At 54.1% G+C, this 18,092-nt stretch carries 18 protein-coding genes; 14 read left to right on the forward strand and 4 right to left on the reverse strand.

Going from position 1 to position 18,092, the window contains the following annotated elements:
• Window positions 1-335: 335 nt before the first annotated feature.
• A complete protein-coding gene (locus OSC10802_RS0120505) occupies window positions 336-2,054 on the reverse strand; it encodes an ABC-F family ATP-binding cassette domain-containing protein (RefSeq protein ID WP_017718643.1) in 1,719 nt (572 codons plus the stop codon).
• A 259-nt stretch (window positions 2,055-2,313) separates the two neighbouring features.
• Window positions 2,314-2,499, reverse strand: a complete 186-nt coding sequence (locus OSC10802_RS50470; RefSeq protein ID WP_155968132.1) for a hypothetical protein — start codon at window positions 2,497-2,499, stop codon at window positions 2,314-2,316.
• A 51-nt stretch (window positions 2,500-2,550) separates the two neighbouring features.
• Here OSC10802_RS50470 and rpmI point away from each other — a divergent pair, with 51 nt between their 5' ends.
• From rpmI to OSC10802_RS44635, 6 genes are all read left to right on the forward strand, one after another.
• The gene (gene rpmI, locus OSC10802_RS0120510) at window positions 2,551-2,748 is read left to right on the forward strand and encodes a 50S ribosomal protein L35 (RefSeq protein WP_017718644.1); all 198 of its coding nucleotides are present in this window, start codon (window positions 2,551-2,553) and stop codon (window positions 2,746-2,748) included.
• 19 nt (window positions 2,749-2,767) lie between these two features.
• Window positions 2,768-3,121, forward strand: coding sequence for a 50S ribosomal protein L20 (gene rplT, locus OSC10802_RS0120515; protein WP_017718645.1), 354 nt, complete (start codon window positions 2,768-2,770; stop codon window positions 3,119-3,121).
• Between the two features lie 412 nt (window positions 3,122-3,533).
• Window positions 3,534-4,304, forward strand: coding sequence for a transporter substrate-binding domain-containing protein (locus OSC10802_RS0120520; protein WP_044171279.1), 771 nt, complete (start codon window positions 3,534-3,536; stop codon window positions 4,302-4,304).
• A 477-nt stretch (window positions 4,305-4,781) separates the two neighbouring features.
• Entirely contained in the window at window positions 4,782-5,633 is an 852-nt protein-coding gene (gene tatC, locus OSC10802_RS0120525; protein ID WP_017718647.1) for a twin-arginine translocase subunit TatC, read from the forward strand.
• A gap of 617 nt (window positions 5,634-6,250) precedes the next feature.
• Window positions 6,251-6,412: a hypothetical protein gene (locus tag OSC10802_RS50475; RefSeq protein ID WP_155968134.1), complete on the forward strand. Its 162-nt coding sequence runs from the start codon at window positions 6,251-6,253 to the stop codon at window positions 6,410-6,412.
• 203 nt (window positions 6,413-6,615) lie between these two features.
• The gene (locus tag OSC10802_RS44635; protein ID WP_017718649.1) at window positions 6,616-7,824 is read left to right on the forward strand and encodes a PAS domain-containing sensor histidine kinase; all 1,209 of its coding nucleotides are present in this window, start codon (window positions 6,616-6,618) and stop codon (window positions 7,822-7,824) included.
• Between the two features lie 827 nt (window positions 7,825-8,651).
• On the opposite strand, the gene OSC10802_RS0120540 is transcribed toward OSC10802_RS44635, so the two are convergent.
• Window positions 8,652-8,969: a DUF3067 family protein gene (locus OSC10802_RS0120540; RefSeq protein WP_026098669.1), complete on the reverse strand. Its 318-nt coding sequence runs from the start codon at window positions 8,967-8,969 to the stop codon at window positions 8,652-8,654.
• Between the two features lie 227 nt (window positions 8,970-9,196).
• Here OSC10802_RS0120540 and petC point away from each other — a divergent pair, with 227 nt between their 5' ends.
• The 7 genes from petC to OSC10802_RS0120575 all read left to right on the forward strand — a co-directional run bounded on the left by petC (window position 9,197) and on the right by OSC10802_RS0120575 (window position 16,679).
• Window positions 9,197-9,736: a cytochrome b6-f complex iron-sulfur subunit gene (petC, locus tag OSC10802_RS0120545; protein ID WP_026098670.1), complete on the forward strand. Its 540-nt coding sequence runs from the start codon at window positions 9,197-9,199 to the stop codon at window positions 9,734-9,736.
• 128 nt (window positions 9,737-9,864) lie between these two features.
• Window positions 9,865-10,857 carry a cytochrome f gene (gene petA / locus OSC10802_RS0120550; RefSeq protein WP_017718652.1) on the forward strand — a complete coding sequence of 331 codons (993 nt, stop codon included), beginning with the start codon at window positions 9,865-9,867 and terminating at the stop codon, window positions 10,855-10,857.
• Between the two features lie 93 nt (window positions 10,858-10,950).
• Window positions 10,951-12,867 carry a tetratricopeptide repeat protein gene (locus OSC10802_RS0120555; RefSeq protein ID WP_017718653.1) on the forward strand — a complete coding sequence of 639 codons (1,917 nt, stop codon included), beginning with the start codon at window positions 10,951-10,953 and terminating at the stop codon, window positions 12,865-12,867.
• Window positions 12,868-13,125: 258 nt separating this feature from the next.
• Window positions 13,126-13,974, forward strand: a complete 849-nt coding sequence (locus OSC10802_RS0120560) for an alpha/beta fold hydrolase (protein WP_017718654.1) — start codon at window positions 13,126-13,128, stop codon at window positions 13,972-13,974.
• Between the two features lie 154 nt (window positions 13,975-14,128).
• A complete protein-coding gene (psbQ, locus tag OSC10802_RS0120565; RefSeq protein ID WP_017718655.1) occupies window positions 14,129-14,575 on the forward strand; it encodes a photosystem II protein PsbQ in 447 nt (148 codons plus the stop codon).
• A gap of 308 nt (window positions 14,576-14,883) precedes the next feature.
• The gene (locus OSC10802_RS0120570) at window positions 14,884-15,984 is read left to right on the forward strand and encodes an NAD(P)/FAD-dependent oxidoreductase (RefSeq protein ID WP_017718656.1); all 1,101 of its coding nucleotides are present in this window, start codon (window positions 14,884-14,886) and stop codon (window positions 15,982-15,984) included.
• A gap of 248 nt (window positions 15,985-16,232) precedes the next feature.
• Entirely contained in the window at window positions 16,233-16,679 is a 447-nt protein-coding gene (locus tag OSC10802_RS0120575; protein ID WP_369797092.1) for an AAA-like domain-containing protein, read from the forward strand.
• Between the two features lie 146 nt (window positions 16,680-16,825).
• On the opposite strand, the gene OSC10802_RS41040 is transcribed toward OSC10802_RS0120575, so the two are convergent.
• Window positions 16,826-17,203, reverse strand: coding sequence for an FHA domain-containing protein (locus OSC10802_RS41040; RefSeq protein WP_017718658.1), 378 nt, complete (start codon window positions 17,201-17,203; stop codon window positions 16,826-16,828).
• A gap of 484 nt (window positions 17,204-17,687) precedes the next feature.
• Here OSC10802_RS41040 and OSC10802_RS0120585 point away from each other — a divergent pair, with 484 nt between their 5' ends.
• Complete coding sequence (locus OSC10802_RS0120585) at window positions 17,688-17,843, forward strand: hypothetical protein (RefSeq protein ID WP_155968136.1); 156 nt, start codon at window positions 17,688-17,690, stop codon at window positions 17,841-17,843.
• Window positions 17,844-18,092 lie beyond the last annotated feature (249 nt).

The raw sequence follows: 18,092 nt of genomic DNA on the forward strand, positions 1-18,092 counted from the left end.
AACGGGGAGGGGAGCTTTCTGGGAGCCAAAGTCCCCCCTTTCCTTGTCTTTCCTGGAAAAAAAACCGCGCAGATTTTGAGAGGATCGATCTACTCTTAGCCCGCGTAGGCGGGCTTCGTCTGTATAGCCGCGATTTCCAATCGCCAGGAACCTGGGCTAATCGCCGACGAACTAGCTGTAGGTCTAACCCCTCACGAATTCGCCAACAGATTCTTTCAATCGCCAGGAACTTGGGCTAATCGCCGACAAACTAGCTGTAGGTCTAACCCCCCGTTAATTCGCCAACAATCTCTTGCAATCGCCCGGATGCCTGTCCGCACAAGCAATCAAACCAATCAAGCCTTGCTTCCCGCCTTCTTCTCCTTCTCCTTAGCCCGCTTCGCCGCAGCCTTCTCCGCAGCCTTCGCCGCCTTCTCAGCCGCAATCTTCTCCAGACGCGCCTTCTCCTTCTCCTCCTCAATCTTGCTCAAATAATAGTGATAGTCCCCCGAATACACCCGCAACTCGCCCTCGCGAATCTCCACTATCTTATTCGCCACCTGCGAGATAAAATAGCGGTCGTGGGACACAATAATCACCGTCCCCTCGTAATTCTTCAGCGCCTCCTCCAGCATCTCCTTCGCCGGAATATCCAAGTGATTCGTCGGCTCATCCAAAATCAGCAAATTCGCCGGGCGCAGCAGCATCTTCGCCAGCGCCAGACGAGCCTTTTCCCCACCGCTGAGCGCCCCGACTTTCTTGAGCACCGTGTCCCCGCTAAATAGGAACCGGCCCAACAGCGTGCGGACTTCCTCATTTTTCCAGTCCGGCACCTCGTCGTGGACCGTCTCCATCACCGTTTTGTTCAAATCCAGCGCTTCCGCTTGATTTTGCTCGAAGTAACTGGGAATCACATTGTGAGGGCCCAACTTCACAGTCCCTTCCGTGGGCTGCTCCATGCCCACAATCATGTGCAGCAGCGTGGATTTCCCGCAGCCGTTGGGTCCGAGGAACGCCACCCGATCTCCCCGCTCAATCAGCAAATCCGCTCCCAAAAACAGGATTTTTTCACCGTAAGCGTGGGTCAAATCCTTGACCATCACCACTTCTCGCCCGCTGCGCGGAGGATCGGGAAACCGGAAGCGCAAAGTGCGCACATCCGACACCGGCGCTTCAATGCGCTCGATTTTTTCCAGCTGCTTCTCCCGGCTTTTTGCTTGCGTGCTGCGCGTGGCGCTGGCGCGAAATCGCTCAACAAACGCCTGCTGCTCCTCCAGCTCTTTCTGCTGGCGCTCGTAGGCGTTCTGTTGGGCGGCTTTCAGCTCGGCTTTCTGCTGCAGGTATGCGGAATAGTTGCCCAAGTAAGTCGTCGAGACGCCGCGCTCCGTTTCCACAATTTGCGTGCAGAGCCGGTCTAAAAACTCCCGGTCGTGCGCCACAATTACCATCGGAATGGTCAGCCCTTTGAGATAGGTTTCCAGCCACTCAATAGTTTCCAAATCTAAGTGGTTTGTCGGTTCGTCCAGCAGCAACAAATCCGGTTTTTGCAGCAGGATTTTCCCCAAACTCATGCGCATTTGCCAGCCCCCGCTGAAGGCGCTGACGAGCCGGTCGCCATCCTCTGGCTCAAACCCCATTTCCGGCAAAATCTTCTCAATCCGCGTTTCCAAACCGTAGCCATCCAGCGCTTCATATTGCCGCTGCAGCCGGTCCATTTTGCGCAGCAGCACCTCCAATTCCTCTGGAGTGGCGGTTTCCATCTCCCGGTGCACCTGCGACAGCGAGTGCTGCACTTCGTTCGCTTCCTTAAACACCGTCCAAAACTCTTCCCGCACCGTGCGGGCGGGATCGACCTCAAATTCTTGCGTCAGGTAGGCGATGTGCAAGCTGGCTGGGCGGATGATCTCACCGGCAGTCGGCTCAACTTCACCGGCAATAATCTTCAGCTGCGTGGACTTGCCGGCACCGTTCACGCCCACTAAGCCGATGCGATCGCCCGGCTTGACTTCCCAGCTGACGTCTTTGAGAATTTCGCCGGTGGGGTAGATTTTACTGATATGCTCTAGTCGCAGCATCGAGACTCTCCACAATAAACAACTTAAGGGCCAATTAAATTTCAGGTCGGCTACCAGCTCTCAGCCAAAAAGCTATACGCTCAAGGGAGCGCTCCTCAATCAGCCCGGTGCGCCAGAAGCGTCCAGCGCAAGCCGGCTGAATCCTTGCGCCCTAAACCCAAAAAGGAATTCGTGGAGAGTTGATTTAGAAACTGAAAACACAGTGGCGACTTTTATGATATGCTGACCTCTTAACTTTACTTAACACAGCGATTCTCTGTCAACGGTTTGGTAAAATTTTCTGTGGCAGTTCCGACGCCCCACCGGCACCTGACCCCAGACGCCCTCCGGCGGATGCCGGTCCCGCGCCGGCACCAAGCGCCCCAGACGCCCGCCCCAGACGCCCGCCCAGCCAGCACAGGGCTGCGGGCAGCAGTTTCACGCCACCGGCTGCCGGTTGTGCCAAAGGGGCGAGACTGTGATATGATAGTCGATTGTGTCCAATTAAAACCAGTCCATGCCCAAACTGAAAACCCGCAAGGCAGCCGCTAAGCGCTTCAAAGCCACCGGCAGCGGCAAAATCATGCGCCGCAAAGCTTTCAAGAGTCACCTCCTCGAACACAAGAGTTCCACTCGCAAGCGCAGCCTGTCCGTGATGGCTGTCGTCCATGAGCGCGACGAAGAAAACGTGCGTCTAATGCTGCCATATTTGTAAACCATAAGGAAACCAAGCCATGACACGGGTAAAACGCGGCAATGTCGCTCGCAAGCGCCGCAAAAAAATTCTCAAGCTCGCCAAAGGATTTCGTGGATCGCACTCCAAGCTGTTCCGCACAGCCAACCAGCAGGTGATGAAGGCGCTGCGCAGCGCCTACCGGGACCGCAAGCGCCGCAAGCGGGACTTCCGCCGCCTGTGGATCGCCCGCATCAACGCCGCCGCTCGCCTGCACGGCATGAGCTACAGCCAGCTGATCGGGAAATTGAAAAAGGCCAACATCCTGCTCAACCGCAAGATGCTGGCTCAGCTCGCTGTCCTCGATGCTGACAGCTTCAACAAAGTGGTGGAATTGGCCAGTCAAGCCAAGTAGGGGTCAGGTGTTTCCCTCGCTGTTCCCCTCGTTCCGGGGCGGTAGGGGCGGAGCCCCCGCGCCCGCCCTGGGAACGAGGGCAAAAAGCTGGAGTCTGAAAACGAGGACAAAAGGCTGGAGTCGGGGAACGAGGATGAGGAATAATACCAATTTGGGATTTTGGATTTGGGATTTTGGATTGAAAAAGGCGGCAGTAAAGCCTTTTCCGCTTCAGAGGAAAATACTATCTATCCCAACTTGGTATAAAAAACTGGAGGCAGAGCCTCTGAAAAGGCGTTCCGGGGCGGTCGTGCCGGTGGCACCGTGCCCGCCCCCGGAACGAGGATCTCTTTCTCCCCCTCCCCGCACGCGGGGAGGGGGGTGGGGCATAGGGTTCCTCCCCGGAATATGCAATACCAGATTTTTAATTGCTTTGGCCATTGCCCTGCTGCCCGCCGCAGCGCCCTTAATCGCACCGGCACCGGCACCCGCCGCAGAGCTCAAGCAGATCCAGAAGCGCGGGCGGCTGATTGTCGCGGTCAAAGATAATGTCCGCCCCCTGGGATTTACAGACGCCACCGGCAAGCTGCAAGGGCTGGAAATCGATATCGCCCGACGCCTCGCCGAAGAACTTTTGGGCAGTCCGGATGCCGTGGAGCTGCGACCGGTGGCCAATCAAGACCGGCTGTCTGTTGTGCTCGACGGGAAAGTTGACATAACCCTTGCCAGAGTCACCGCCACCGAATCCCGCAGCCGGCTGGTAGATTTCAGCATACCTTATTATATGGACGGCACCGGCTTTGTGACCAAAGATCCGTCGGTGCGGCGGCTGGAGGATGTTGGCAGATCCGCAATTGCCACGCTCAACAACTCCGACACCATCGCCAACGTCAAATATTTTTTACCCAACGCCAAACTCGTCGGTGCCGATTCCTACGAAGCCGGGCGAGCGCTCATAGACAGCGGTGGTGCCGGTGCCTTCGCCGCCGACGCCAGCGTCCTCGCCGGCTGGGTGCAGGAATATCCAGAATACCGCATTTTGCCGGTGCTCCTGACAGCGGAACCCCTGTGCGCCGTCATGCCCAAGGGTTTGCAGCACGCCGAGTTGCGCCTGCGAGTAAACCTTGCGATCGGGCGCTGGAAAAAAGAGGGCTGGCTGCAAGAACGGATTAAATACTGGGGCTTGCCGGTGCCGCAGGAGTAAAGTCGGCAACAAATCCGTGTTAGGTGTTAGGTGTTAGGTGTCAGGTGCTAGGTGCTAGGTGTTAGGGATTCACTCCCTGTTCCCTCTTTCCCATGAAAAGGTTTGCAGTTGGGCTTATGCCCTACCGGCTGTTTGTAGTTGGGCATAAGCCCCATCGGCGGGCCTCGTAAGCGACTGCCTTGAAAAGGTTTGCAGTTGGGCTTATGCCCTACCGGCTGTTTGTAGTTGGGCATAAGCCCAACCGGCGGGCCTCGTAAGAGCGCATAATTTTCATTGCTGATGATGTGCGCAGCATACAGAAGCGACTGCCTCCTTTATGTAAAAAGCAGATTAAAAGCATAACCGCTCAGGAGTGGAGTGCGCTGTGAGATGGTCGGTGTCATCTGTGCCAGCACCCGATCCCCAAGCCCTAAGCCCTAAGCCCTAAGCCCTAACCCCGATACAATGGTTAACATAAATAGGACTGCACGCTGACTCATGACGCTTCCCCCAGATCTGGAGACTGCACCCCAGCCAGGTTCCGACACCCATCCAGAAGGCCCAACCCGAGAAGACTTGAGTGTCGCACCGGCACCCGAGGCGACGGACATCGCCGACAACCCAGAAGAGGACTATCTCGACGAAGCGCCCGATGACCTTGAGATGTCCCTGTTCGACCACTTGGAGGAATTGCGCCAGCGGATTTTTTATTCCCTGATCGCCGCTGTCGCCGGCATAACCGGTTGCTTCCTGTTTGTCAAGCCCATTGTGGAAATCCTGGAAGTGCCGGCAAAAGGTATTAAATTTCTCCAGTTAGGACCTGGTGAGTATTTCTTTGTCACCCTGAAAGTTGCCGGCTACAGCGGCTTGCTATTGGCCACTCCTTTGATTCTCTACCAGATCGTACAGTTTGTTTTGCCCGGACTGACTCGCCGGGAGCGCCGATTTCTGGGCCCGATTGTGCTGGGATCGAGCGTCCTGTTTCTCGGCGGGCTGGTGTTTTCTTATGTGGCGCTGATCCCAGCTGCTTTGCAATTTTTCATCAGCTACGGTGCCGGTGTGGTGGAGCAGGTGTGGTCAATTGAGCGCTACTTTGAATTTGTCCTGCTGCTGATGTTCAGCACCGGCATCGCCTTTCAGATTCCCGTCATCCAAATGTTGCTCGGTTTGCTGGGGATCGTTTCTTCCGGGCAAATGTTATCTGGGTGGCGGTATATTTTGCTGGGATCTGCTATCTTAGGAGCAGTGCTCACGCCCTCTACCGATCCCCTCACCCAAAGCTTACTTGCCGGTGCTGCGGTCGGGCTTTACTTCGGCGGGATCGGCTTAGTGAAGCTCCTGGGGCGCTGAGAAAAAGCCGGTCGCACCTGCGGACAGTCCGCTACCGGAGACTAAGGCCGGCGGGCTGTCCGCAATCGTGCCGGTCGGGGAAACCCCCGCACTCCTGCGGAGGATTGCCGGGCCGCAGGCAGCAAAACCACTGGTTTTATGCGATAATTGCAGGGTGAGAAAGTTTTTGGGATAGTCCTGTATAAGTAGTGACACATTCCTGGCTAATCCTTGCTTGACAAGGTTTTCAGCCTTCAACATCACTACTTGTTTACCACTGCTGTTTTTGGCGCTCTCCCACTTTGGGTGATAAGTAAAACTAATCGATTGTCTCCAAGGCTTGCCGGATAAGGCATTCCCCTGCCCGGATCTCGCAGCAGCGAGCAGCCCAAAAACTGGGTTTTTCACCCCAAGTGCGGTCAGGCCAAGTTTTTGTAATTCAGACTACAAATACAAACACTCAACCCCTGTACGTTACTGACAGTCAACTTTCCAGTTGGATGCGAAGTTAGCAACTGAATATACCTGTATTTGTAAATGACCCCCCTCCGGAAATCCTCAAGAAGTATCTGCGGACGCAACCTCTCTACAGGTGCGTTTCGCTCGGATGAACTCAACCAAAATCTGGCGGATAACCCATGTTTTTTCCCTGTTACCGGCTGTCAGAATGTTGGGATATCCGTTTGATTAATTTGCGAAATATATTCGAGGTGAGATCGCCGCTCATTGGGTTCTCTCCCCTTCTCGCCCTCTCGCCCTGTCTCGCTCAGTCTGCCGGTGAAATGCGCCAGTCCCATTGAGATCGCCCCTTCAGGTTGTCTGGAGAGCAGGTCTTGTATGGTTCAGCAAGCCGTAAGAAATCCGGTTGGGCTAGAATGCCAGAAGTTCGTTTCTGCCATCCAAAGAAACCCGGTTTCTGGTACTGCAAGACCGGCAATCAGAGCGCCGCAGGACTGCTGACCGCCTCCGCACAACTTTAGTCAATCATGGAGCGTGCTAAACAATGTCTTTAAATGTGGAAGTTTTGGACCATTGCGTCACAGAGTATGCCCCCAGTTTCTATGGCAGCACAGACCGAAAGGAGCAAACGTTGCGGCAAAGTGAAGCGCGCTATCGCAGCTTTTTTGAGAGCGCGGTTGTGGGGCTATTTCAAGCAACGGTTAAGGGACGATTCTTGATGGCGAACGCGATGCTAGCTCGCATCTGCGGCTATCCATCCCCCGCCGAACTGACGGATACTGCTATCAACCTCAAGGAGCAACTGTACCTTGAGCCGGGCCGGCATGCAGAGCTGATTCATTTGTTGCAGCGGCAGAAAGCGGTCTGGAATTTTGAGTCGCAGGTGCGCCGGTTTGACGGCAGTGCTATCTGGATTTGTGAGAGCGTCCGGGCGATCTGCGATCCCACCGGCCAGATCCAGGGTTACGAAGGAACGGTGGAAGATATCACCCATCGCGTACAGGCTGAGGCGGAACTGCAAGCGACACTGCAAAAAGAAAAACAGCTCAAAAGCCAGTTTGTCTCAATGGTGTCCCACGAGTTTCGCTCCGCCCTGACCGTGATTGCCGCCGCCAGCAGCTTGCTGAAGCTTCACAGTCAAAAAATGACCGCTGAAGCCCGACATAAATATTTTGATAAAATTGCGGAAACTGTCAAAAATACGTCCGAGCTTATAGAAGGATTTTTAACCGTTAGCAAAACGGAAAGCGAACCGGTAAAACTTAAACCAGTTCCCCTGGATTTGCCCGTTTTTTGCCAGGAAGTTTGGCAGGATGTCCAAACTGTAATCAAAGCCACCCACTGGCTTGAGTTTGCCGACACCTGGTGTCGGGGCACTGTGCTAGCAGACCGCACACTGCTGCGGCAGCTCCTGCTGAATCTGCTGTTGAATGCGGCGAAGTATTCGCCAGACGGCAGTCCCGTTTACTTGGAACTAGGGGGCACAAATAGCGAGATTATTTTCCGCATCAAAGATATGGGTATCGGTATCCCGCCCGAAGACCGGGATCACCTGTTTGAGGTGTTTCACCGCGCCCACAATGCTTCCACCTCTGCCGGCACGGGGTTGGGTCTGGCTATTGTCAAGCGAGCGGTAGACTTGCACGGCGGCAAAATCTCCGTTGAAAGTGAGCTCGGCGCTGGCACCACTTTCACCGTAACGCTCCCAGTCCTCGGTTCTTGCATCGGCGCTCCCCGCCCGGGAGCCGGTTGAGCGATCTCAGGGCGTGGCACCGAGGCGCTGGCAACCCCACCCTACCCCCCTTTCGGGGGTGGGTTTTTTAGTTCTAGCAGCAGTCATATTGGTTAGGACAATAGGAGCTTCGGGAGCTCTGGAGCGAGGGAGGCCGGAATGTAGGTTTCCTAAATGCTTACTGCGATATAGACGTAGGTACGGCGTCCCGCCGAGCCTGAAGGTCTAATGTCCTAATCTAAGTGACCACTGCTCTATGGGGTATTTTGAGGCTCGCAGAAGGGGGACAGCACCATTCCGACTCCGCTGCCACGGGCTGGATGTTCGGTTTACCGCATGAGAAATTACGGGAAACCGAAACAAAAGTCCGGCAGTGGTGCAGACAGCCGTCACCCCTCTCCCAAAATGCCAGCAGAAGGGGATTTCACCATTCCTACTCCGCTGCCACTGGCTGGATGTTCGGTTTACCGCATGAGAAATTACGGGAAACCGAAGCAAAAGTGCGGCAGTGCTGCAGACAGCCGTCACCCCTCTCCCGAAATGCCAGCAGAAGGGGGATTTCACCATTCCGACGCCGCTGCCACTGGCTGGATGTTCGGTTTACCGCATGAGAAATTACGGGAAACCGAAACAAAAGTGCAGAGCGAACAGGGATGGGTAGCGGCAGTCGCACGCCAAACGAAAAAACCGGCCCCTGCAAGCCCCTACCCCCTCCCCGCAGGCACGCCTAGGGGGAGTGAGTCAATACAAATTACCTAAAATCCGTTTAATTGCTATTTATGCCATCCGGAGCGCAATGGGCTCATGCCCAATGCCCCTGGCCCGCCGCCATGCCCGATGCCCGATTCTTAAAAATTGTCCAGCAGCCATTCGGAGGCTCGCTCGCCCAAGTCCAGGGGAATGCTGACGGCTTTGCCCTGGCGGGGGCGCTCCCGCGTTTGTTGGATGTAATCTCGCACCTGCTCCACCGCACTCCAGCCGTGGAGATAGCCGGCGATGGCCTCCAGATGGGCCAAATACTCCGCCTCCGTCATGGGAAAAGACGCTTGCTCCAGGTACTTCCACATTACCTGGACAAAGATCTTGCCCTGAGTCCGCCGCAGCTGGATGTCATAGGAGCGTCCCCATTTAGCCAGCAGCAGCTGGCGTAGGTCATTGCCGGTCATAGCTTCCCCTGTCTGAATGCCCATCGTTTACATTTCTTAAGAATTCGTTCGCTACTTCAAAAAATGCAATAATGCTCTCAGAAAGGCTGTAAAGTGCGTTCTGAAAGCAATTGTAGTACCCTGTACGGGTGGTGCGGACTGGCCGAACTGACGGATGCAGTTCGCACAGGCCAATTGACTTGCGGTTGGATTAGACAAATAACTTAACACATAGCTCAGCACAGGTCATGACTCAAGTATCTGGATCTGCGGACGTACCCAGCATGGGGCGTCGTCAATTTATGAACTTTCTGACGTTCGGTGCGGTCACCGGCACGGCGCTGGGTGCCCTGTATCCAGTGGTGAAGTATTTTATTCCGCCATCGAGCGGTGGGGCCGGGGGTGGGGTCACGGCCAAGGACGCCCTGGGCAACGACATCCAGCTCAGCGAATTTTTGGCCAGCCACCTTCCGGGCTCCCGCACCCTGGCGCAGGGGCTGAAGGGCGACCCCACCTATATCGTGGTGGAGAGTGAGTCATCGATTGCCAATTACGGGATCAACGCCGTTTGCACCCACTTGGGCTGCGTCGTGCCCTGGAACACCAGCGAGAACAAGTTCATGTGTCCCTGCCACGGCTCCCAGTATGACGCCACCGGCAAAGTGGTGCGCGGGCCCGCACCCCTGTCCCTGGCGCTGGTTCACGCCAATGTGGAAGATGATAAAGTTACCTTCACGCCTTGGACGGAAACCGACTTCCGCACCGGCGAGAATCCTTGGTGGACATAAGCCGGTTTGAGATTTGAGATGTCAGCTGCCAGATCCTAACAGTCTGGCGAGTGACCCGTGACTGATCGCAGTCCAAAATCCGGCCATCTCGTTGTTTGACCTTTGTTGCTGAAATCTTCCCATTCCAGATGAAAAAATTTTCCCTCTCAGTGATGTTGTCCGGCAGCTACAGGGCGGCGGTCAAAAGCATGCTGCTGGCCATTGCAACTGCAGCGATTTTCCTAGCCGGTGACCTGGCCCTGCCCGGGGCAGCTGCAGCCTATCCCTTCTGGGCGCAGCAAACCGCTCCGGAAACCCCCCGCGAAGCGACAGGACGGATTGTTTGCGCCAACTGCCACTTAGCGTCTAAACCCACCGAAGTGGAAGTGCCGCAAGCGGTCCTGCCGGATACAGTATTTGAAGCGGTGGTGAAAATTCCCTACGACACGAACATCCAGCAAGTGACCGGCGATGGCAGCAAAGGCGGGCTGAATGTGGGTGCCGTGGTCATGCTGCCAGAAGGCTTCAAGATTGCCCCCGAAGACCGCATTCCCGAAGAGCTCAAGGAAAAAATCGAGGATCTTTATTACCAGCCCTACAGCGAGGACCAAGAAAACGTCGTTATCGTTGGCCCGCTCCCGGGCGAGGAATACCAGGAGATTATTTTCCCGGTGCTGTCTCCCAATCCGGAAGAGGATAAAGCCATCCACTACGGCAAATATTCTATCCATGTGGGCGGCAATCGCGGGCGCGGTCAGGTTTACCCCACCGGCGACAAGAGCAACAACACGGTATATAATGCTTCCGTCGCCGGTACAGTGACTGAGATTGTTCCTGTCGAAGAAGAAGGCGGTTATGAAGTGACCATCCAAACCGCTGACGGCAACACGGTTGTTGACACCATTCCGCCGGGACCGGAACTGCTGGTATCCGTTGGGCAGGAAGTCGCCGCCGGTGCCGCGATCACCTCCAACCCCAACGTGGGCGGTTTCGGCCAGAAAGATGTTGAAATCGTCTTGCAAAGCTCGGGTCGCATCAAAGGGTTGCTGGCCTTCTTTGCCATTGTCACCCTGTCTCAGATCCTGCTCGTCCTCAAGAAGAAGCAGGTGGAGAAGGTGCAAGCTGCTGAGATGAATTTCTAGGTTTTTCAATAAGCACCAAGATGGGGGGTGAATTCCACCCCCTTTTTTTGTTGGTGAGGGATTGCTATAATAACTTGAAAAGGGTGTTTAGCCATGAGTGTTCCTGAAGAAAAACCTAGCCCCAGTCTAGAAAAGAGCGCTGAGAATGGCGAGGGCGCGCCAGCCGCGATTGTGGCAGAGACAATTGCCCCTGTGCCAGATAATTCCACGGCGCAAGGCGGCGGGGCGCAACCCGGAACGATTGAACCTATTCCTGAGGTAGAAAAAACGGCTGAGCCTGATGAGGAGCGGCTGGTCAGGGCAATTATTGAAGGAAACCCCACCCCGGCGCTAGACAAGAAGATAGAGGAGTGCCTCAAGGCGCTGAGTGAGATAAGCACAGCGGTTTCAGGCGCTGATCTTTCAGGACAAGTCAAGAAAATTGCTAAGGCTTTTTGGATGCGGGATGCTGTAGATAAATTGCGGCGTCAGGAAAAATATCTGACGGCGGGGACTTTGGAAAAGCTCGCCGATTTAGATGCGTGCTTAGAGGTGCGAGTGAAAACCATAGCCAAAAATAAAGAATTGGCGAAAAAACTGGCTGCCCTTCGCAAGCAACTGTACAAAAAGCCACAAGACACACAATCGTGGTGGAACCTGATTTCCCACCAGGAGCAAGAACAGTGGAATCGCTGGGACTGGCTGTTTGACTGGGGAGCGTGGCTGTGCTTGGGTTTTTCTGCAGTCATTATCATCCAAGGGGTTAAGGTCGATATGACCAATATTAAGACCGATGAGATAAACTTAGAGGAAATGCTGGGAACCGCTCTCCAGAGTGGGGCGCTTGCTGGAGGGATTAACGCTCTGCTTCGGGGAACTGCAGCGCAGTCTCAGAAAAAGGAGGATGAAGAGAAGCAGAAACAGCCGGCGCAAGGAAAAAGCCAAAATATCGAGCAGATAAAAGAGAAGGCAGAGCTAATCAGCAAGCAAGCTACGACTAAGCTGGAGCAGCTGCTGGACAGGTGGAATATTCCCCGCTACTGGCAATCAGAGGTGAAGTTCCTTATCTCGCTGACTGTCTTGGGAATTACCTGGAGCACTCCCTATATTTTGTCGGGGTGGGGCTACTGGGTGCAGTACAAATTTTTTGGGGAGTTTTATCTGCAACAGGGAGAATATAAATCGGCTGAAAGAGCTTTGCAGAAGGCCCTGGACTTGAAAAGCAACGATCCGGATATTTTGTTCGCTCTGGGCCAAACTTACGAAAGTCTGAAAAAGCCCGATCGAGCGCTAATCAAATACGAGGAAGCCAGCCGGCAGAGGCAGCTCCCCCAAATCCTCAACGCTCTGGCGCTGATGAAAATCGTGTCGGAGAGAGTCAAGACCGGCAATTGGACGGCGCAGCTCGACCAGCAGGCCAAGGAAGCTGAAGATATACTCTATGACGCCACAATAAATCTGGCAGAAGACCTCCAGGATAAGTCGAAGGATGGGGAAGTAGAAAGCCTGCCGTTTTCCGAAAGGCAGTTTAAACTGCAATCGGAAATTAACACCAACTTGGGCATTGTTTACTGGAGCAAAGTCAACTTGGCGAAAGCGAGCCTTGATGAGGCTGAGAAAAAAGATTTGCTTGAGGCTCTGAGTTATTTTGAAGAGGGCGCTATCTTGGAGATCCAGGATAAAATCGTGGGCCAAAAAGGCAAGGAAGTAACAAAGGATGCGCTCGCGGTCACTGAGGCGGATCTGAAGAAGCTCAGCAAGGATAAGCGGGGGAGGGCGGTTTGCTATTACCGGCTCGCACACCTGATTAATTTACTCAAACTCAGCCCGAATCAGGCACCGGCAGAGATCAAGATAGCGGACGCTGCGGTGGGAGCGACTTGCTACAGCTCTTCTGGCGCTCCCATCAAGCCGTTGCGGCTGTACGATCGGGCCTTTGTTTACAACCTCAGGCGGCTCCCAGGGTTGCCCAAAAACCCGGCGGTGCAAGCACCGGCATCACCTCGCAACCCAGCTAAACCTGAAAATTAACCGCCGCCGGCATAAGAACCCGGCACCCCAACCCCCTCCCCGCAGGCGGGGAGGGTGAGTGAGAGATTACGCTTTTAATCTGCTTCTTAAAAAAAGAGTCAGAGCCTACATAAACTTATGAGAAAAAGTTTTTATTAACAAAATTAGCTAGCAGCATATGCAAATTAATAAATGCTAATTCCCTTGAGCGGGATTGCGCCCCTTGCCTAGCGAGCCCCACCGGCGGTAAGCTCAGACAGGAACTCAAGGGGAGAAATCGTGGCCATTGACGAGCAAATCATTCAAGTCGGATCGCTGCAGTGGTTTTATCGGGAGGCAAAGCCGGTCAACGAAACAGAACAGCCGCCGGTGCTGCTGCTGCACGGAATTCCGTCCCTGAGTTACAGCTGGACGGAAGTGATGCCGGCACTCGCAGAGCAAGGGTTTCGCGCTATCGCGCCCGACTGGATTGGCTTCGGGCGCTCCAGCTTCCCCGACCGGCGCGACTTCGCCTACACCCCGGACGCCTTTATCGACGCCCTCGCCGCTTTCCTCAAAACTCTGGAAATCCAGCAATTTTACCTGGTGGCGCAAGGATTTTTGGGGTCTGTGGGGCTGCAGTACGCCCTGCGCCACCCGGAGCAAGTCGGGCGCTTGGCGGTCCTCAACGCGCCGGTGTCGCCAGATGCCAAGTTGCCCTGGAAAATCCAGCAGCTGGGACTGCCCCTGGTGGGGGACATGATGACCCAAGACCCCCTCTTGGTGGACCGCACCCTGGAGGCGGGGAGCAGGTTCGTTGTCTCAGACGAAGATTTGGATGTCTACCGGCGTCCTTTCCTGAAAAGTTCGGATGCGGGGCGCAGTCTGCTCGCTACCGTGCGCAACCTCCAGCTCAAGCAGGCAATGGCCGAGATTTCATCCGGGTTCAGCCGGTGGGCCCAGCCAACCCTGATTGTCTGGGGGATGGCCGATCCCTGGCTGCCCTTCACCCAGGCGGAAACTTTCGCCGGCATCGTCCAGAACGCAGAAATTGTCAAACTCGAAGAAGCTGGGCACTACCCTCAAGAGCACTGGTCTGTCGAAGTCAGCAATGCCCTGATTCCCTTTCTGCGCCGGCAGCCGGTTTAGCCCCACAGCCGGCGGTCCCTCCTGGGAAAGCGCTCCCCTACGCTAGCGGCGGTGAAGAAAGTGCCCGCCCCCAGAACAAGGATCTATATGGCGCAACATCTTGATATATTTTTTGAGAGAACTAAATCCTCATTTATTGGTAAAGCTCATCCTTATGTCACGTCAGCGCTCTATTTTGGCCTTAATTCTGGCAGTTTTTGTAACGTTCGCTATCAGTTTTAGCAGCTTCGCCGCCACCCCGAAGGCTGCAACTTACACCCCGGCTCAGATTGAGCAAATTCAGAAATACGCTCCCAAAATTACTGAGTTCCGGGGGCGCATGGACGAACTGCAAACCCTTATCCAAAAGCGCAACTGGATAGATACGCGCACGTTTATCCACGGGCCTCTGGGCCAACTGCGGCAAGACATGGCCTACGTTACCCGCTATCTGCTGCCGAAAAACCAGCCGGCAGCCCGTAAAGCCGCTAAGGATGTTTTCGGCCACCTGGAAACCATCGATAAAGCCGCCGCAGCCAATAGCTATGAGGTAGCTTCCCAAAACTACCGGGAAGCTTTGAAGGATTTTGACGCCTTCTTGCAGCTGCTTCCCCAGGGTTAATCTCGTCTGGATTTGAACCGCAGATTAGCGCGGATAAACGCAGAAATAAGCTGTCTTCTATCCGCGTTGAGCCAGAAACCCGGTTTCTTCCAGAAACCCGGTTTCTCAGCTTTACCCGCGTTCCCAGGCTCCGCCTGGGAACGCCCCTTTGTCGGCTGCTGCCTCCTGTTTCCAATAAGCAGATTAAAATGCTAGTAGGGACAAGGACAGGCGAGACGCCTGTCCTACCTCCTAACTTACGTTTTTGAATTCAATCTAAAATCCAAAATCCAAAATCCAAAATCTAAAATCTAAAATCTAAAATCAATATGAGTCAAGTTGCAGTAATTGGGTGCGGTGCCGTCGGAGCGGCGATTGCTTATGAACTGAGCCTAGTTCCAGGGTTGGAAATTACTGTTTTCGACCGGCAGTCACCGGCACAGGGAGCTACCGCCGCCTCTCTGGGGGTGCTGATGGGTGCGATCAGCCAGAAGGTAAAAGGCAGGAACTGGCAATTGCGACATGCTAGCATGCAGCGCTATGAAACTTTGATTCCGGAATTGGAAGCGCTCACGGGCTGCCAAATCCCTTTCAACCGGCAGGGTATTCTGATGCTTTGCTTTCAGGAAGAGGAGATGAAAGGCTGGCATCAGCTGGCAGAAATTCGCCGCACTCAAGGGTTTCAATTGGAAATTTTACAGCCCTCTGAGGTGGTGTCGAGGTGCCCGCAAGTGGAGTGCTCGCATCTCGCCGGCGCGATTTATTCTCCGCAAGACCGGCAAGTCGATCCAGTTGCTCTGACGCAGGCTTTAGTTGCCGGTGCTGAGCGCAATGGCGTCACTTTTCAATTTGGGGTGGCGGTGGAGGGGTTTGAAATTGCTACAACTCCAGACTGCCGGTGTGTCTGTCAAGTGAAAACAGCCGGGGGTGAGGTGCCGGCAGATTGGGTTGTGATAGCTGCCGGTTTGGGTTCGGCGCAGCTGACAGAAAACCTGGCGCAGCCGGCTGATATTAGACCTGTTTTAGGCCAAGGGATGCGGGTGCGGTTGGAACGTCTTTTGGGAAATCCGGATTTCCAGCCGGTGATTACCGGCGATGACGCTCACATTGTGCCGGTGAGTGGGGGAGACTACTGGTTGGGGGCGACGGTGGAATTTCCTGCCGGTGGGGGGGAGCCGGTGGCAGATCCGAAACTGCTGGATGCGGTGAGGGAAAAAATTATCTCGTTTTGCCCAATTTTAGCTGAAGCAACTGTTATTGAAAAGTGGTCGGGTTTGCGCCCCCGCCCGGAAAAACAAGCCGCGCCGGTGATTGGCCGGCTCTCCGGTTACAGCAATGTTTTTCTCGCCACCGGCCACTATCGTAACGGAATTTTGCTCGCACCGGCAACCGCACAAGCCATTCGCCAACTAATTGAAACAGCTGCCTAACATTCCTTGGCGCTCCTTCACGGCGGCGGTTCCTAAAAATCCCTATCTGGGAATATAGCAGTATGCACTTAGATTAGAACATTAGACCTTCAGGGCAGCCAGACGCTGGCCTACGTCTATATAGCAGTAAGCATTTAGGAAACGTACATTTCGGCCTCCCTTGCTCCCCCACTCCCGAAGCTTCTATTGTTCTAACCAATATGACTGCTGCTATACTCGGTGGTGCTGGAAAGTAAGGATACAGGAATGTGGTTCACTTCTGTAAAAAAATGGAATTGCCAGAGTTTACTGTAGAGCAAGTGCGAGAGCTGGCAAACCGGCACGGACTCGATTGGAATGCCGGTGAAGTCGAGAAATTTATGGCTCTTGTGGGAGGGCATCCCTATTTAGTGCGGCTGGCGATGTACGCAATTGCCCGCCAGGAAATAGCCTTAAACCCGCTCCTGCGAGAGGCTGCCACAGAAGCTGGACTTTACAGCGATCGCCTGCGACGCCATTTGTGGAATTTGGAAAAGTATCCCCAGATAAAATCTGCTATGCGAGCAGTTGTAACAGCTGCCGGTGCGGTGCGGTTGCCGGCAGAACAAGCTTTTAAATTAAACAGTATGGGGTTGGTGAAATTGCAGGGAAATGATTGCACTCCCCGGTGCGATTTATACTGTCAGTATTTTCGCGAGCGTTTGAAATGCCGGTAAATAGGTGGGGACAAGCGGGACGCCTGTCCTGCGCCACTGCTGCCTCCCCAAACTCAACCGTAGAAACACCATCCGTAGAAACACCATCCGTAAAAACACCATCCGTAGAAACACAGCCATTTGTCAGTTGTTCCCCCCAACGCAGCCTAAACAACCAGCAGGGTCTGATCCGCAGCGGTGAAAGCCACATTCTTGAAAACCATGCCTTTTATGTGAATTTGCAGCTGAGGGCCAGATCGAGCCAGCTGCAGGATCATCCCATTTTCCACAGAAGCTTCGGTGATGGGCCGGTCGGCAAAATAAGTACCATTACTGCCTAAATTAATGATTTTCCACCGGCAGCCCCGGCACTGCAATTCCAGGTGGTGGCGCGAGACAACGGCGCTGTGTAGAATCACGTCATTATCTGTTGAGCGCCCAATGCAAATAACGGGTTTGTCCTTAAAAGTCCAGCTTTGGGCCGGAAGATGTGAGATTCGATGCACCAGCGTCAGAGTTATCACGGTCTTTTCTGAAAAATTCAAAAATTATCCTCTTTCTGACTTCATTATTCCCCAATAGGTTTCTCAAAAAATATCCAAGTGCAACAATTTTCAAAAGACTTAATAATCGGTTGCATTAGCCAATTTGTGATATACTAATGCCCCGTTAGTAGGATGCCAACTGAGACTTACTTGAGATTTTGGACTTTAGTTTCAAGCGCTATCCACTTCAGCCAAGACCGTTGAGGCGATAGAGGGTTTTGCCCCCTCTACCTCTCGCCCCCTCTACCTCTAAGCCCTTTCCCTTCCCTTTCGGTACTGAGAAACCCGGTTTCTTAAAGAAACCGGATTTCTGGGCCATAGTTTATCCAACTGAGAACCGCCATAATTCAGCCGCAGTGTTTTGTTCAGCGGTTCCTGTCTATCGCAAAATATTAATAACCTCAAAAAACCTTTAGTCCTTGAAAGCATGAATATACCTGCCAAACCTGCCGGTAAACCCCGCCGCTTATGGCGAGCGATACTTTTGTTTGGAGTCACTTTGCTGCTGGACATCTTCGAGCCGGACATTCTCAGATGGTTTAACTGGTTTTCCTTGCTGGGCATTGTCTCGATTTATTTCGTGCAGTTGAAACTCCACCAGACAGTCACTGCACTTTACAGCCAAGCCGGCATTCAATAACCCACAGTCTTCTAGTGGCTTTCTCCGTAGGGTGGGTGACGGGAAGCGCGTCACCCACCGAAAGATATTTCATATAGCAATAGACAATCAGTTTAGGACACGCTCGATCAGAGGGAACACCTGTCCTACGAAATATAGGCGTAGGGCAGACGTCTCGCCTGCCCTCAAGCCCAACTACTTTCTTTGGGCTACGCTGAACTTACGAACCTTTGGGCTACGCTGAACTTACGAACCTTTGGGCTACGCTGA

Source organism: Kamptonema formosum PCC 10802, from assembly GCF_000332335.1.
Lineage (GTDB): Bacteria > Cyanobacteriota > Cyanobacteriia > Cyanobacteriales > Oscillatoriaceae > Oscillatoria.

Bases quoted from the DNA above. Each gene is read 5' to 3' on its own strand.
- OSC10802_RS0120505 (WP_017718643.1), bottom strand. From the start codon at position 2,054: ATGCTGCGACTAGAGCATATCAGTAAAATCTACCCCACCGGCGAAATT.
- rpmI (WP_017718644.1), top strand. From the start codon at position 2,551: ATGCCCAAACTGAAAACCCGCAAGGCAGCCGCTAAGCGCTTCAAAGCC.
- rplT (WP_017718645.1), top strand. From the start codon at position 2,768: ATGACACGGGTAAAACGCGGCAATGTCGCTCGCAAGCGCCGCAAAAAA.
- tatC (WP_017718647.1), top strand. From the start codon at position 4,782: ATGACGCTTCCCCCAGATCTGGAGACTGCACCCCAGCCAGGTTCCGAC.
- OSC10802_RS50475 (WP_155968134.1), top strand. From the start codon at position 6,251: ATGTTTTTTCCCTGTTACCGGCTGTCAGAATGTTGGGATATCCGTTTG.
- OSC10802_RS44635 (WP_017718649.1), top strand. From the start codon at position 6,616: ATGTCTTTAAATGTGGAAGTTTTGGACCATTGCGTCACAGAGTATGCC.
- OSC10802_RS0120540 (WP_026098669.1), bottom strand. From the start codon at position 8,969: ATGACCGGCAATGACCTACGCCAGCTGCTGCTGGCTAAATGGGGACGC.
- petC (WP_026098670.1), top strand. From the start codon at position 9,197: ATGACTCAAGTATCTGGATCTGCGGACGTACCCAGCATGGGGCGTCGT.
- petA (WP_017718652.1), top strand. From the start codon at position 9,865: ATGAAAAAATTTTCCCTCTCAGTGATGTTGTCCGGCAGCTACAGGGCG.
- OSC10802_RS0120555 (WP_017718653.1), top strand. From the start codon at position 10,951: ATGAGTGTTCCTGAAGAAAAACCTAGCCCCAGTCTAGAAAAGAGCGCT.
- psbQ (WP_017718655.1), top strand. From the start codon at position 14,129: ATGTCACGTCAGCGCTCTATTTTGGCCTTAATTCTGGCAGTTTTTGTA.
- OSC10802_RS0120570 (WP_017718656.1), top strand. From the start codon at position 14,884: ATGAGTCAAGTTGCAGTAATTGGGTGCGGTGCCGTCGGAGCGGCGATT.